The organism is Halorubrum sp. Ib24, from assembly GCF_002252745.1.
Taxonomy (GTDB): domain Archaea; phylum Halobacteriota; class Halobacteria; order Halobacteriales; family Haloferacaceae; genus Halorubrum.
In genome coordinates this window covers 19,001-32,569 of record NZ_NHOX01000021.1, presented here as the reverse complement: position 1 = coordinate 32,569, position 13,569 = coordinate 19,001, and the positions used below count along the sequence as shown (strand labels likewise).

The following is a 13,569-nucleotide window of genomic DNA, read 5'->3' as shown; positions in this document are numbered from 1 at the left end:
GCTTCTATGCCGAGACGGCGACGAGCGAAGCGGGCCCCCGACTCCGAGCGGTCCCCCGGATCGACGCGAGCGGATGACTGAAGCGAGGCGATCAGAGCCGAGCGTCGGTCCCGAAACGATCGCGGATCGACACGTCACGCGCAGCGGGTGACCGTCCGGAAAACGGACGAAGACGACGGAAACGCGGCGAACGACGATCGGTCGACGGCGAGGGCCGCGGCGGGCGGCTCCGCACCGGAACCGTGGGAGAATTCGGGCGATACCGGTGGGTGAGGCAGTGTATAACAAAGCCCGTGTCAGCGTCTTGTCGTGGTATGCGCCGCCGGGAGGGTCCGAGCGCGGACTCGACCCGGGGACCGATACGAAGCCTCCGATAATGACAACTAGCACGCTTCGAACGAAGCGGAACCGACGGACTCTGCCCCCCCGACACGGAGCGGACCGATACGCGGACCGCGTCGAGGGGCGAGAGTGACGATGTACGACGGCAACGCCGTCGGGGTCGTCGTCCCGGCGTACAACGAGGGCGGTCACGTCGGCGAGGTGATCGAGACGATCCCCCGCTACGTCGACCGGATCTACGCGATCGACGACGCGTCGACCGACGAGACGTGGGAGGAGATACGCGAACACGCAAGGCGCCGGAACGAACGGGCGGCGACTCAAAACGGGACGGGCGGAACCGGGGAGGAGACCCGGGTGGTGCCGATCAGACACGAGCGGAATCGCGGGGCCGGCGCGGCGGTGAAGACGGGCTACGCTCGCGCGCTCGACGACGGAATGGACGTGGTCGCCGTCATGGACGGCGACGGTCAGATGGACCCCGCACACCTCGAGCGGCTCATCGAGCCGGTCGCGGCCGGCGAGGTGACGTACGCGAAGGGGAACCGGCTCCGGTCCAGCCGCGATTTCGCCTCGATGTCGCGCTGGCGGCTGTTCGGGAACCTCCTGCTCACCATGCTGACGCGCGTTTCGAGCGGCTACTGGGAGCTGTCCGACCCGCAGAACGGGTTCACGGCGATCTCAAACGAGGGACTCCAGATCGTCCGCTTCGACCGACTGTACGACCGGTACGGCTTCCTCAACGACCTCCTGTTCGCGCTAAACGTGAACCGGCAGCCGATCGCCGACGTCTCTCACCCGGCGCGGTACGGCGACGAGCGGAGCACGATCCAATACTCGACGTTCGTCCCGCGCCTCTCGGCGCTGATCGCGCGGAACTTCCTCACCCGGATCGGCCGGTCGTACGTCCTCCGGCGGTTCCATCCGCTGGCGGCGTGCTACTCGCTGGGTGCGGTCGTGCTGCTCGCCGGCGTCACCGCCGGCGGCTACTCCGTGTGGAGCGCCGGCGTCGACACGTTCCTCGGCGGAATGGTGTCGTTCGTCGTCGCGACCCTCGGACTCCTGTTGGTGTTATTCGGGACGTGGCTCGACGTCTCGGAAAACGAGGGACTGGTTCACCACATCGGCTCGGTCGGGATCGACGGGAGCGGTCGCTTCGGGGCCGCCAACGAGGACCGAGGACTGGACGTGGCTCACGACGGCGGAACGACCGGCGACGGCACGGAGGCCGACGGGCGATGACGGAGGTCGCGTTCGTGCTCGGCACCGAGTCCGAGGCGGTCAGGCTCGCGCCCGTGATCCGGGCGTGCGAACGACGCGGCGTGGACCACGCGGTGATACACACGGGAGAGCACGGAGCCGAGACGCTCGAACGGTCGGTGTTCGACGGGTTCGACGTCCCGAGCCCCGATATCGCGCTCGACGTCGGCTCGGGCCCGCACGGGAGACAGACCGGGACGATGCTGGCCGCGATCGAGCGGGCGCTCGCGGAGACCGACCCGGCGGTCGCGGTCGTGCACGGGGACAGGAACAGCGCCCTGGCCGGCGCGGTCGCCGCGAGCAAGATGCGTCCGAAGGTCGCCCACGTCGAGGCCGGGCTCCGGAGCTTCGACCGGTCGGCGCCGGCGGAGACGAACAGAGTGATCGCGGATCACGTCGCCGATTACCTGTTCGCCACGACGGAGAAGGCCCGGTGGTATCTCGTCCGCGAGGGCGTCACGGAGCTGCGGATCACCGTCACCGGGAGCACGGCGGTCGACGCCCTCGAACGCGTCCGCGACCGCTCGCGCCCGGAGCGCGAGGTGCTCGACGAGTTCGGGCTCCGAGCGGGCGGGTTCCTTCTCGTCGACGTCCGCCGGCGGGGGAACGCCGACGACCCGGGGCGCTTCCGTGCGGTTCTCGACGGCGCCGCCCGTGCCGGGAGCGCCCACGGCTTGGAGGTCGTCCGTCCGGTTCGTCCGCGTGCTCGCGAGCGCTCAGGGGAGGTCGTCCCCGACGGACCCGCCCCGGTTCGGACCGTCGAGCCGCGGCGATACGCCGCGTTCGTGCGGCTCCTGTCGGCGTCCGCGGCCGTCGTCACGGACTCGAGTTGCGTGCAGGAGGAGGCGTGTATCCTCGGGACCCCGTGCGTGACCGTGCAGAACGCCACCGAGCGGTCGGAGACGACGGAGGTTGGCGCGAATCGGCTCGGTGCGCGCGATCCCGACGGCGTCTGCCGTTCGGTGACCGAGGCGCTCGAGTCGGACGGCGAGTGGGAGAACCCCTACGGGACCGTCGGGGCCGCGGAGCGCGTCCTCGGCGCGCTTCCCGTGGACGCGGAACGCGGGGAGATAGTCCGGTGAGAGCGGTCCGGCGTTCGGTTCCGGTCGCGGGTTAGCTCGGAGCGCTCGCCCGGACGGTTCGGTCCCCGGTCACGGTGACGAAGCAGCCGGCCATCCGGAAGGAGACGGAGAGGTCCATCGAGTCGCTGCGTTGGGCCTGCTCGACGAGGCGCGCGAGCGATTCGACGTCGAGGACGTCGTACAGTCGGTCGTCGATCCGTTCGGGTTCGATACCGCGTTCGTCCGCGACGGTCGTAACGATATTCCAGCAGAGGGTGTCGACGATGTCCGGTGTCATGTGCGTGGATGTATGCAACGGCTACGGGGGCATCTCCGTTGTGTCGACGTGTATGGCATGTCAATCGAGCGTGCACTACACACGTAGTATCACGTCAAGCAGTGGCGCAACGTCGGGACGGGCACGTCGGCCGCGTCGCCCCCGTCGCGGGCGCCGTCCATCTGGGGCGCCGCCCGTTCGGAGCGTCGCCCGTCCGGAGCACCGCTCTCGGTTCGCCCGACTAACCGTCTGCCCGCACTCCGTTCCGACCGCCCGGCCTACCGCCCGCCAGCCAGCCGGCTCGCGACGCCGTCCCGGTCCGAGCGTATCCGCTCCGCGAGCTCGGAGACCTGCGCCAACACGGGGTAGCGAGGCCCGTCCGTCGGCTCGTACAGGTACTCGTAGAAGGCGTGCTCCCCGTCGACGTCGACCGCGGAGTCCGGCGTCATGGGCGGGTCCGTGAGCGCCTCCTGTCGCTCGGCGGCGATCCCGTCGCACTCGCGTTCGAGCTCTTCGAGCCGCCTCCAGACGTCGATCGCCGCGTCGGTGCCGGCCCCGGAGACCCCGTCGAGGTGTTCGAGGAGCCGGCGGCGGCGGCGGTCGACGCAGGAGAGGTCGTTCTCGAACGACCGCAACGCCTCGATCTCCTCGCCGATCGCCTCGGCGAGCGAGGAGCGCGCGTCGGCCGCGTGTCGGCTCCGACTGACGAGCGCCGACTGCGCCGCCTCGGACAGGGTGCCGTTCGACGCCAGCGCCGTCGCCGTGTCGGGACCCAGCTCCGCGGCGAGGCTCTCCGGGACCGTCTCGTCGTACTCCTCCCTGTAATGCGGCACCGACATCACCGTGTCGCGGTACGCCGCCAGCACGCGCCTGAGTTTGACGTCACCGTCGGCGCGGTCGACCGTGCGAACCGCCGCCATCTGTCCGTCGAATCCCGACGGCGTCGATCCGGTCGGCGCCGGATCGAGCGCGGAGACGCGGTCAGCGAACTCCTCGAACGCGTCGCGCTCCGCGAGGACGCGCCGCTGCTCGTGCTGGCCGGCGTCGGCCGCCTCGCGGACGTACGCGAACGCGAGGAACGCCGCGAGCCCGACGACGACCGCCCCGACGACGACGGTCGGCTCGGTCGCCGCCGCGCCGACTTCACACGAGAGGGTCGTGCACTCCCCCGTCGCCGCCGGGTCCGCGCTGGGGATCCGGAAGGCGTTGGCGGAGCCCGAATACACGCTCATTGGATCCGTTAACACGGTGCACACACAAAGCACTTACGTCCGATTCACGGCGGAAAGAAGACGATTCCTCGCGCCGCTGCTGATCGGGCTCACCTGACGAGGGGTAAGGCGCGTCGGAAGCGGTCCCGAGAAGCGGACGGTCCGGCTACTCGACGACGCCGTCGTCGGTGATCACGGTGTCGATCATCCCGATCGGGGTGGCGTCGTAGCTCGGGTTCTCGATCTCGACGTCCTCGACGGGTTCGCGCATCACCTCGACGGCGTCGCGGAACTCGTTCTCGAACCGGAACTCCTCGATCGTCTTCGCGCCCGAGCCGACCGCGGTCACCGGCACCTCGAGCTCGCGCGCGGTGACGACCACGGGGAACGTTCCGATCCGGTTGTAGTAGGTGCCGCCGGTGATGCAGGTGATCCCGAGGAGGACGCGGTCGCAGTCGCGCAGGGCGTACCCCATCGCGCTGTCGACGACCATGTGGACGTCGACGCGGGGTATCCCGGCGAGGACGCGCGCCGTCTTGCGGCCGAGCGTGCGCGGGCGCGCCTCCGTGACGTAGACGGTCAGGTGCGCGCCGTCGCGGGCGGCGTTCTCGATGGACTCCAGCACCGTCGTCGAGTAGTCGTGGACCAACAGCGTGTCGCCGTCCTCGATGCGTTCGGCCGCGTTGGCGGCGGCCTCCCCCTTCGCCGTCTCGATGTCGTCGGCGACGCGGTCGATGGTCTCCTGCAGCAGCTGTTTGGCGTCCTCGACGCTGGTCGGCTCGCCGATGATGGAGCGCTCGACGTCGCGCATCGCGTTGTGAAGCGCGGCGTGAGAGGGGTTCGACCGGCGAAGCACGCCCGCGTTGTGTTCGAGGTCGCGCTCGAACTCGTCGACCGTCACGTACTCGCGGTCGAGCAGTTCCGCGAGCGCGCGCGTCGCCTTCACGGCCACCGCCGACGTGCTGTGAGTCCGCATCGCCCGGATCTCGGCGACGGTCTCGTCGATCATACAGATACCGTCGTCGCGGCCGTTCAAAGGGGTTCCGGGGTTTCGTCGGTCGATCCGAGCGAGCGGATCCGACTGGCGACGAGATCGGCGTGTTCCATCACAGACAAGTGCGGTGGCGCGTGCCTGCGAGCGGGCCACCGGCCCGCGAGGAGCACGCGCGAGGGAGTCGGCCGGCGCTCGTAAGCGCCGGCCGACGAGGCTGGGGAGGTATGAGGCTGGGTGCGGTCGCGGAGGACTCAAAGGGGCAGTCGCCGGCGGCTCCGTCGCCGGCTACCAGAGGCGCGAAGCGCCTCGCGGCTGGGACTTTGGAAGTGTTCACAGTTGGAACACAGACAACTGCTTATAAGCGAGCGGCTGGTGGTTTGAAGAAGTTCCGACGATCGAAGGGGGCCGAATCCGAAACGACGTGCTCCGCGACGTCTCAGGCGTACTTCGCGACGATGTTGAGCACGTCGTCGAGCTCGTCGCCGTCGAGCGAGTAGCGCTCCTGGGCGAACACCGAGCGCAGCTCGGTGCGGTCTTCGGGGAGGAGGTCGGCGATCTTCACGGCGGTGGGGACGTCGATCTGCTCCAGTTCCGTCAGCTCCTCGACGAGCTCGCGGGACTCCTCGGCGTCGAGCCGGGCGAACCGGTTGACGTGCTCGATCGCGCGAGCGAGCTCGTAGCGGAGGTCGCGTTCCTCGTCCTGGGCGCGCTCCGCCTCGATGTCCACGAGGACCTCCTTCGCCTCGGAGACGGTGACGTACTCCTCGTCGACCTTCTCTTTGAAGATCGTCATCTCAGTTCTGCTGGGCGCTCATGTGGGCGGCGCGGACGATGAGCGTCTTCGTCTTCCCGCCGTCCGAAATCTCGACTTTGAACGCGGCGCCCTGCTTGCCCACGACGGTGCCGGTCCGGCCGTCGAAGCGCGGGTGGAAGCGACCCTCCTGCACGCTGGGGTCGATCTTGAGGTGGACCTGCGAGCCCGACTCGAACTCCTGGATGGCTCGCTGCGGCGGCGACGTGCCGCGGTCGCGCGGTTTGTTCGAGAGCTTGTCGCGGGTCGCCTTCTGGGGCCCATTGGAACTCGGCATGGTCTTGGGCTACGTTCCGCTGCCGCAGGTATAAATGGTGCGTTACGGCCGCCGCCCGAGAGCGGGTACCACTCGGCGGTGGCGCCGTCGCGAGCGGGGGATCTCACGGCGACGACCGCCTTCGGATCCCCCGGCGACAGCACTTCCGACCCCCCGGCGACAGCGACCACAGAGCGGGGGGTCCGAAACGCTCCGAAACCCCCGCGACGGGCGCGAAAAGTACCCTATGGAAGACCCCCTATCGAAAGTGCTAATCCCGGGAGTTCCCTAGCGTGTTTATAATGAGTCACCAGTTGCCGGACGTGCAGGCGTCGGCACCCGACGTCACCGTCGGGCTCTCGCAGGTCGGCGTCACCGGCGTGGAGAAGCTCGTCAAGCTCGCCCGCGGGGACAAACGCCCCATCGTTCTCATGGCGGAGTTCGAAGTGTTCGTCGACCTCCCGAGCGGACGCAAGGGGATCGACATGTCTCGGAACCTCGCGACGGTCGACGAGATCCTCGAAGAGATCACCCGCGAGGAGGCGTACCGCGTCGAGGACGTCTGCGGGGACGCCGCCGAGCGGCTCCTTGAGAAGCACGACTACACCAGCACGGCCGAGGTGTCGATGACCGCGGAGCTCGTCACCCGCGAGGACACGCCGGCGTCCGGGATCGAGACGCAGAGCACGTCGACGATCGTCGCCAGCGCGACCGCGACCGAGGCGGGCACCCGCGAGGAGATCGGCGCGGAGGTCACCGGGATGACCGTCTGCCCCTGCTCGCAGGGGATGAGCGAGTCTCGCGCCCGCGAGAAGCTCGCCGACCTCGGCGTCGACGAGGAGACGACCGAGGAGTTCCTCGACGCCGTCCCGCAGCCGGGCCACTCTCAGCGCGGCCACGCGACGCTCACCGTCACCACCGACGGCCACCCCGACCTCGACCTCCGCGACCTGATCGACGTCGCCCGCGACTCGATGAGCGCGCGGATCTACAACATGGCGAAGCGCCCCGACGAGGACCACATGACCTACGAGGCCCACGCCGACGCGAAGTTCGTCGAGGACTGCGTCCGCGCGCTCGCCGAGGGGACGGTCGAGGAGTTCGACCACCTCCCGGACGACGCCGTGGTCCGCATGAAGCAGTCGAACGACGAGTCGATCCACCAGCACAACGCCCACGCCGAGCGCGAGGTCACGATGGGCAACCTGCGGGCCGAGCTAAACGCGCGGTAGGCGCGGACTGGCCCTCGCTCGCGGAACGGTCATGGGGTCCCGGCTCTGCTGCGCTCCCCTTCTTCGGACGCGTTTCGTCCGAAACAGTTGATCACTGAAAAGTACGAGGTAAATCGAGAGCCGTGGTACCGTGACGTTCGGAAGCGTTATGCCCCAAAGGACTGTACGTTTGATTGCAATGGCAAACGGAAAAGTTGATTTCTTCAACGATACTGGCGGCTACGGTTTCATTTCGACTGACGACGGCGATCTCGACGACGACGAGGACGTGTTCTTCCACATGGAGGATGTTGGCGGTCCGGACCTCGAAGAGGGTCAGGAGATCGAGTTCGACATCGAATCGTCCCCCAAGGGACCTCGCGCGACGAACCTCGTCCGCAACTAACGACTACTTCTGCCCTCGTTTGCAGCGATGGCCGGAAGTCTGTTTTTCCAGACGCTCACACGCCTAGTCAGCGGTCGCTGTCCGTGTTGTATTGACCGGAGCTAGATCAGAGTGCGTCGGTGAGTCGTGAGTAGAGCCGACTCACCCGAACGACAGCGGATCCGACTCCGCCCACCGCGGCTCGAACTCCTCGCTCACGCTCGTCGCGAACTCCGCGTCCTTCACGTCGATCATCGCGAACGGCTCGTCCCCCGAGAGCGGGTGCGGCACCTCGATGCACACCTCGATCCCGTCGAACACGTTGAACGTGCCGTCGACGCCCGCGGTCGTTCGGACCTCGAACCCCTCCATGTCGGAGAGCTCCGCGGTGTACCGCCGACCGACGCTCCGCGGCAGCGCATCGACCGTCTCCGGCGACAGCAACACCCGTATCTCGACGCCACGCTCCAGTGCCGACTCCAACTCGGCGGCCACCTGTTCGCCGATCGTGCCGAGGTCGAAGCCGGTCGCGGGCGCCCCGACGACGACGACCATCCGGCGCTCGGCGGCCGCGATCCGCTCTAAGAGGAGGTCCGTCGCCTCCTCCGCGCCGACGGCCGCGGTCCAGAACTGGCCGTCCACCGGCTCCCCCGCGTCGAGCTCCGTCGAGAGGTCCGCGACCACCTCCTCGTACTGCTCCACCTGCGTCTCCAGCTCGCGTTTCTTCTCGTCGAGCAGGCGGTCGAGCGCGGCGTCGGGCTCGACCGCCGCGTACTTCTTCGGCCGACTGGCGGCCTGGCTCCGGACGAGGTTGTGCTGCTCCAAGCTGTTGAGCACGTCGTACACGCGTCCCATGGGGACCTCGCTGGCCCGCGAGAGGTCCTTCGCGGTCGTCGGCCCGGTGCGTAGCAGCGCGCGGTAGGCGCGCGCCTCGTACTCGGAGAGCCCCAGATCCCGGAGAGATGCCATACCATCCGATCACGCGGCATTGACATAAACACGTCGCCCGTTTACACGCGGGTGCGGTGGTGAGCGGCGCTCCGCGGCTACCGGACGATCGATCGAATCGACGCAGACGACCGAAGGCGGACGACAACGACGGATACCGCGTCCTACTCCGCGGTCTCGGCGACTCGCCGCATCAACTCGTCCGGCGTTTCCGCCGGCTCGGAGACCGCGTCGCCGGCGACGACAAGCGCCGACCCCGCGGGGACCGACCGCGGCGCCAGCGACCCCTCCGCGTGGGCGTTCGGGGCGACAACCTTCTCGTGGTCGGCGACTCGCCAGGCCGCGCGGTGGAGGTCGCTCCCCGGCTCGTCGCCGACCGCGATAACGGTGGTGCCGCGGAGCAGGCGCCCGACGAGGCTCCCATAACCGGCGACCTGCATGCCAAGCCGCTCCGTGGCCCCGGCGAACGACGCCGCGGTCTCGCGGGCGACCTCGCGGTAGCGGTCCTCGCCGGTCAGCGCGGCCAAGTCGAGTAGCGCGGTCGCCATCTCGACGTTGCCGTCGAGGGGACGGAAGGGGCGGTCGAGCAGGCCCGGCCCCGACCGCGGTCCGTCGACGAAGGAGCCGTCCACGTGAAGTCGATCGATCGCTCGGTCCGCGACCGCGCGGGCGACGTCGGCTCCATCACCGAGAACGCCGGCCGCCCGCACGTACGCGCTCACGACGCGAGCGACGTCGTCGAGCAAGTCCGACTCGCCGACCTCGTCGCTGCCGCGGTAGCGGGTCACCTCGCCGGTGTCGGCGTCGATCAGGTCGCGTTCGAGGCCGTCGAGGATCCGGTCGGCGTACTCGCGGGCGTGCTCGTCGTCGGTGTACGCGGCGACCGCGAGCAGCGCGTCGGCCGCGAGCGCGTTCCCGCCCGCGAAGACGGTGAGGTCGCGGCGGGGCGGGTCGAGATCCGCGCGGCCGTCGGCGGGCGCGGCGTAGTAGGCGCGACCGAGCCCGGGCCCGAGGCTCCCGCCGACGCCGTAGCCGGTCCAGAGGTCGTCGGTGAGGAAGTCGACCGCGTCGGTCGCGGGCCCCAGGTACGCCTCGTCGCCGGTGTAGAGGTAGGCGTTCGCCAACGCGCGCGTGACCGCCGCGTTCGTGTCGATCGGCTTTTCGTAGGCGACGTCGCCCCAGTCGCGGGTCCCGGCGAACCGGAAGAAGCCGCCGGCGACGTCGTCGGCGAGGTGGTCGCGAACCGCGTCGAGCGTCCGGAGGGCGCGATCGCGGTCGCGCTTCAGCGCGAACTCGACGGTGCGGGGAAGCGGGAACTTCGCGTCCGTCCCCAGGCCGGCGTGCTCCTCGTCGTACTTCACCTCCACCTGCCCGGCGAGGTGGCTCTCGATCGCGTCGGTCAGCTCCCCGCGGGGCGGGAGGTCGGCGTCGAGCGCGCGCGGCACTCTCCCCCCCGAGCGCCCCTTATCGGCCCACATCTGGCGGACGGACTCCAGCACCTGCCGCATCCCGTCGACGTCGAGGTAGCCCGCGCCGGTGAGCAGTTCGCCGTCGGGCGTGAGGAACGCCGTGGTCGGAAACCCGCCCATGTTGTACCGCTCTCGCACGCGCGGGAGACGGTCGACGTCGACGCGGACCGGGACGAACCCCTCGTTGACGTTGGCGGCGATCCGGGGCTCGGCGTACGTGACGGCGTCCATCTCGTGACAGCCCTCACACCAGGTGGCGGACAGCGAGAGGAGCACCGGACAGTCCCGCTCGTCGGCTTCGGCGAACGCCTCGGGCCCCCAGTCGCGCCACTCGACGTGCGTCTCGTCGGTCATACGGGAGGTCGGGTCGGCCCGTGGGTAAGCGCTTCGAGACCGGACGGGAGGCCGACGGCGGCGAACGCGATGACGGCAGTCAAATGACGGCGCGGGAGGGAGGGCGAGGTCGGACGATTCGGTGCGTCTGGAGGGCGACGCCTCGGCGCTGCCGGTCCGCGGTCAGCGCTTGTAGTCGTGGCCGAGCGCGAGCGCCAGCGCGTTCGCGAACAGCAGGGCGACGAACAGCCGTCCGGTGCCGCCGTCGAGCCCCGAGTACAGCAGGGCGGGGTACGTGGCAGGGATGGCGATCGCGGCCCAGAAGGCGGCGGCTTTCAGGGTGCCGGTCATCAGCCCGGCGACCTGTCGGCCGGAGGCGAGGCGCGTGGGGGCGGGGATAGACATTGACAGTTTCGTGTATGTCTGGGGACCCCATATATCCAGCAGAGGGTTCGGGGAATTTCACCACGTTTCTCGACGGGTTACGAACGTTTTAACACGGGCACAAAATCATTTTAACTGTTTATACGTCTCTCTAATCCTTTTCTCTCGTGATCGCGAGAGCCGAGCGGACGACCGCCGGTCGGCCCCGATCGGCACCGGGTCCGGCGCGGCTGCCGCGGGACCAATCGCTTTGGTCCTCCGGGAGAACGAGGAGGTATGACGGACACGGAGCCGACGGCGGAACGCGGAGCGCGGAACGGGGGACGGACCGCGGCCGACGGCGGGGCGAAACCGCGGGTTGCCGTCGTCGCCTGCGGCGGCACCATCGCGTCCGAGCCGGACGACGGCGGCGCGGCGCCGGCGAAGACCGGCGACGACCTCGTCGCGGCGGTCCCGGGCGTCGAGCGGTACGCGACCGTGAGCGCCCGCGAGGTCTGCTCGCAGCCGGGGTTCGACGTGCGGTGGCGCGACGTGCTCGCGACCGCGGACGCGGCGCGCGAGGCGGTCGCGGGGGGCGCCGACGGCGTCGTCGTCACCCACGGCACCGACACGCTCGCGGACACCGCCTTCGCGCTCGACCTCCTCACCGACCTCGACGCGCCGGTGGTCGTCACGGGCGCCCAGCGCCGGCTCGACGAGGTCTCCACCGACGCGCCCGCGAATCTGACGCTCGCGGTCCGCGCCGCCGCCGACGACCGGTTCGCGCCGGGCGTTCACGTCGCGTTCGACGACGAACTCCACGCGGCCCGCGACGTGATCAAGGGCCACAGCAACGCGCTCTCGACGATGACCTCGCCGGGGGCCGGACCGGTCGCGACGTTCATCCGGGCCGGGTCGCGGCTCGTCCGCGAGCCGCGGCGTGGGGTCGGCGTCGACCCGCTCGCGGACGCGATCGAAAGCGCCGACGACGTCCCCGAGGTCCCCGTGGTCCACTCCGGGACGGGGGTCGGCGCCGGGACCGTCGAACGCGCGATCGACGCGGGCGTCGGGGGGCTCGTGATCGAGGGGACCGGCCTCGGCAACGCGACCGCCGCGATCGGCGACGCGGTGGCCGACGCCCTCCCGGAGACGCCCGTCGTCGTCGCCGGCCGCCCGCCGGCGGGACCGACCGACCCGGTGTACGGGACGCCCGGGGGCGCGGTCACGCTGGCGGAGCGCGGCGCGACGTTCGCCGGCCCGCTCCCGGCGTCGAAGGCGCGGGTCGCGCTCGGGCTCGGGCTCGCGGCCGGCCTCGACCGCGGCGAGCGGGACGCCGAGGGCGTCGCCCTCGGCGACCTGTTCCGAACGCCGGGGAGCGTCTGAGCGCCGGAGATAGCACAGAGAAGCGTTTGTGCCTACGGGAAGCCCTTATGAGCGTCCCGCGTAGCGACGGCCATGATCCGACGCACGCGGCGGACGGTCCTGTGCGGTCTCGGCGCCGGAGGCGTCGCCGCGCTCGCCGGCTGTACGAGCGGAGGCGATCCGGGGGCCGGCGACGGCGCAGACGGGAGCGACGGTACCGACGGAGGAGACGGGGGTGACGGCGGTGACGGCGACGACGACAGCGATCCGGACCCCGAGACCGAGGTGCATCAGGTCGGCGGCGCCCTCTCGGGCCCGGCGTGGAGCCGCGAGGAGCGCCGCGGCTTCGCCGCGCTGATCACCGATGAGAGCGACGCCGCGTGGCTGCTCCGGGAGGCGCCTGAAGAGACGGTCGCGTTCGTCGAGGCGACCGACTTCGACGAGTCGGCGCTCGCGTACGTCGAGTCGGTCGGGCCGACGACCTGTCACGCCAGGATCTCGTTCGCCGACGTCGCGGTCGAGGACGGGACGCTCGTCGCGAGCGCGAGCGTCGAGGGGCCCGAGAGTTACGAGATCGCCTGCGGGGAGGCGATCACCCTCTCCGGAGCCTTCCTCCGGGTCGCGACCGACGCCCGCCCCGACGCGATCCGGGTATCGGTCACGGACGGGTGGGGCGAGACGGGCGAGGTGAGCGGCGAGGACGGCGTGCTCGACCCGGAGCGACTCGACGGGTACGTCCGCCCGGACGGCGACCCCGAGACCTTGCCCGCCGGGCTCGACTGCGAGACGGACGACTTCCAGCGCCACCCCGCCGTATACGAGGACGGCGTGTCGTGGGGCACCGGCGGCGGCGCCGGGGGGGACGGCGACGGCCTCGAACTCCGCGTCGTTGACCCGAACGGCGACGGCGGGGCCGCGGCCGCCGCGTTCGAGCGCGGCGACGAGCTCCGGATCGAACTGACCAACGCCTCGGGACACGAGGCCTACGTCGGCAACCGAGGGAAGTACAACCTCGAACTGCGGACCGAGTCGGGATGGAGGGAGATCCGCGGCGCCGAGGCGGGGACGACGTTCGACTACACCGACGAGGCGATCGGCGTCCGGCCGGGCGAGACGCTCGCCTGGGAGTTCGAGCTGACCGAGGCGGGGCTGATCGAGGGCGGTCCGCACGCCGACGACCTCCGGGTCTGTCCCGACCTCGTCCCGGGCCGTTACCGGTTCGTCTTCTGGGGCGCCGACGACCTCGCGGTCGCGTTCGACTACGCGGGGTAGTTCGGCGGCTCCAG

14 protein-coding genes are annotated in these 13,569 nt (G+C 70.2%); 6 read left to right on the top strand and 8 right to left on the bottom strand.

Translation table 11 applies throughout. From position 1 onward, the window contains the following. The first annotated feature begins 477 nt into the window (after nt 1–477). Together DJ82_RS05050 and wecB are read left to right on the top strand one after the other, a co-directional pair. Nucleotides 478–1,584 (top strand): glycosyltransferase family 2 protein, encoded by a 1,107-nt coding sequence (locus tag DJ82_RS05050; RefSeq protein ID WP_094581220.1) that lies wholly within the window; start codon nt 478–480, stop codon nt 1,582–1,584. After that, nucleotides 1,581–2,684, top strand: coding sequence for a non-hydrolyzing UDP-N-acetylglucosamine 2-epimerase (gene wecB, locus DJ82_RS05045; RefSeq protein ID WP_094581213.1), 1,104 nt, complete (start codon nt 1,581–1,583; stop codon nt 2,682–2,684). The genes DJ82_RS05050 and wecB overlap by 4 nt, the downstream gene beginning before the upstream one ends. 31 nt (nt 2,685–2,715) lie before the next feature. Here the strand turns inward: wecB and DJ82_RS05040 are convergent, their stop codons facing one another. The 5 genes from DJ82_RS05040 to DJ82_RS05020 all read right to left on the bottom strand — a co-directional run bounded on the left by DJ82_RS05040 (nt 2,716) and on the right by DJ82_RS05020 (nt 6,233). After that, the gene (locus DJ82_RS05040; RefSeq protein ID WP_094522201.1) at nt 2,716–2,961 is read right to left on the bottom strand and encodes a HalOD1 output domain-containing protein; all 246 of its coding nucleotides are present in this window, start codon (nt 2,959–2,961) and stop codon (nt 2,716–2,718) included. Nucleotides 2,962–3,218: 257 nt separating this feature from the next. Then, the gene (locus DJ82_RS05035; protein WP_094522202.1) at nt 3,219–4,172 is read right to left on the bottom strand and encodes a hypothetical protein; all 954 of its coding nucleotides are present in this window, start codon (nt 4,170–4,172) and stop codon (nt 3,219–3,221) included. A gap of 145 nt (nt 4,173–4,317) precedes the next feature. Then, complete coding sequence (locus tag DJ82_RS05030; RefSeq protein ID WP_094558394.1) at nt 4,318–5,160, bottom strand: translation initiation factor eIF-2B; 843 nt, start codon at nt 5,158–5,160, stop codon at nt 4,318–4,320. Between the two features lie 421 nt (nt 5,161–5,581). Further along, nucleotides 5,582–5,938: an RNA polymerase Rpb4 family protein gene (locus DJ82_RS05025; protein ID WP_094522204.1), complete on the bottom strand. Its 357-nt coding sequence runs from the start codon at nt 5,936–5,938 to the stop codon at nt 5,582–5,584. A 1-nt stretch (nt 5,939) separates the two neighbouring features. Then, on the bottom strand, nt 5,940–6,233 hold the full coding sequence (locus tag DJ82_RS05020; protein ID WP_094522205.1) for a 50S ribosomal protein L21e: 294 nt from the start codon (nt 6,231–6,233) through the stop codon (nt 5,940–5,942). A 281-nt stretch (nt 6,234–6,514) separates the two neighbouring features. Between DJ82_RS05020 and mptA the strand changes: the two genes are divergently transcribed. Both mptA and DJ82_RS05010 read left to right on the top strand, forming a co-directional pair. Next, entirely contained in the window at nt 6,515–7,444 is a 930-nt protein-coding gene (mptA, locus tag DJ82_RS05015; protein WP_094522206.1) for a GTP cyclohydrolase MptA, read from the top strand. 178 nt (nt 7,445–7,622) lie between these two features. Continuing rightward, the gene (locus DJ82_RS05010) at nt 7,623–7,829 is read left to right on the top strand and encodes a cold-shock protein (protein ID WP_094522207.1); all 207 of its coding nucleotides are present in this window, start codon (nt 7,623–7,625) and stop codon (nt 7,827–7,829) included. A 141-nt stretch (nt 7,830–7,970) separates the two neighbouring features. On the opposite strand, the gene DJ82_RS05005 is transcribed toward DJ82_RS05010, so the two are convergent. From DJ82_RS05005 to DJ82_RS04995, 3 genes are all read right to left on the bottom strand, one after another. After that, nucleotides 7,971–8,777 (bottom strand): TrmB family transcriptional regulator, encoded by an 807-nt coding sequence (locus DJ82_RS05005; RefSeq protein ID WP_094522208.1) that lies wholly within the window; start codon nt 8,775–8,777, stop codon nt 7,971–7,973. Nucleotides 8,778–8,920: 143 nt separating this feature from the next. Further along, the gene (locus DJ82_RS05000; protein ID WP_094581212.1) at nt 8,921–10,579 is read right to left on the bottom strand and encodes a DUF255 domain-containing protein; all 1,659 of its coding nucleotides are present in this window, start codon (nt 10,577–10,579) and stop codon (nt 8,921–8,923) included. A 162-nt stretch (nt 10,580–10,741) separates the two neighbouring features. Then, complete coding sequence (locus DJ82_RS04995) at nt 10,742–10,963, bottom strand: hypothetical protein (protein WP_094522210.1); 222 nt, start codon at nt 10,961–10,963, stop codon at nt 10,742–10,744. A gap of 255 nt (nt 10,964–11,218) precedes the next feature. On the opposite strand from DJ82_RS04995, the gene DJ82_RS04990 reads away from it, so the two are divergent. Both DJ82_RS04990 and DJ82_RS04985 read left to right on the top strand, forming a co-directional pair. Further along, entirely contained in the window at nt 11,219–12,304 is a 1,086-nt protein-coding gene (locus DJ82_RS04990) for an asparaginase (protein WP_094581211.1), read from the top strand. Between the two features lie 72 nt (nt 12,305–12,376). Next, nucleotides 12,377–13,555 carry a hypothetical protein gene (locus DJ82_RS04985; protein ID WP_094581210.1) on the top strand — a complete coding sequence of 393 codons (1,179 nt, stop codon included), beginning with the start codon at nt 12,377–12,379 and terminating at the stop codon, nt 13,553–13,555. The last annotated feature ends 14 nt before the right edge of the window (nt 13,556–13,569 follow it).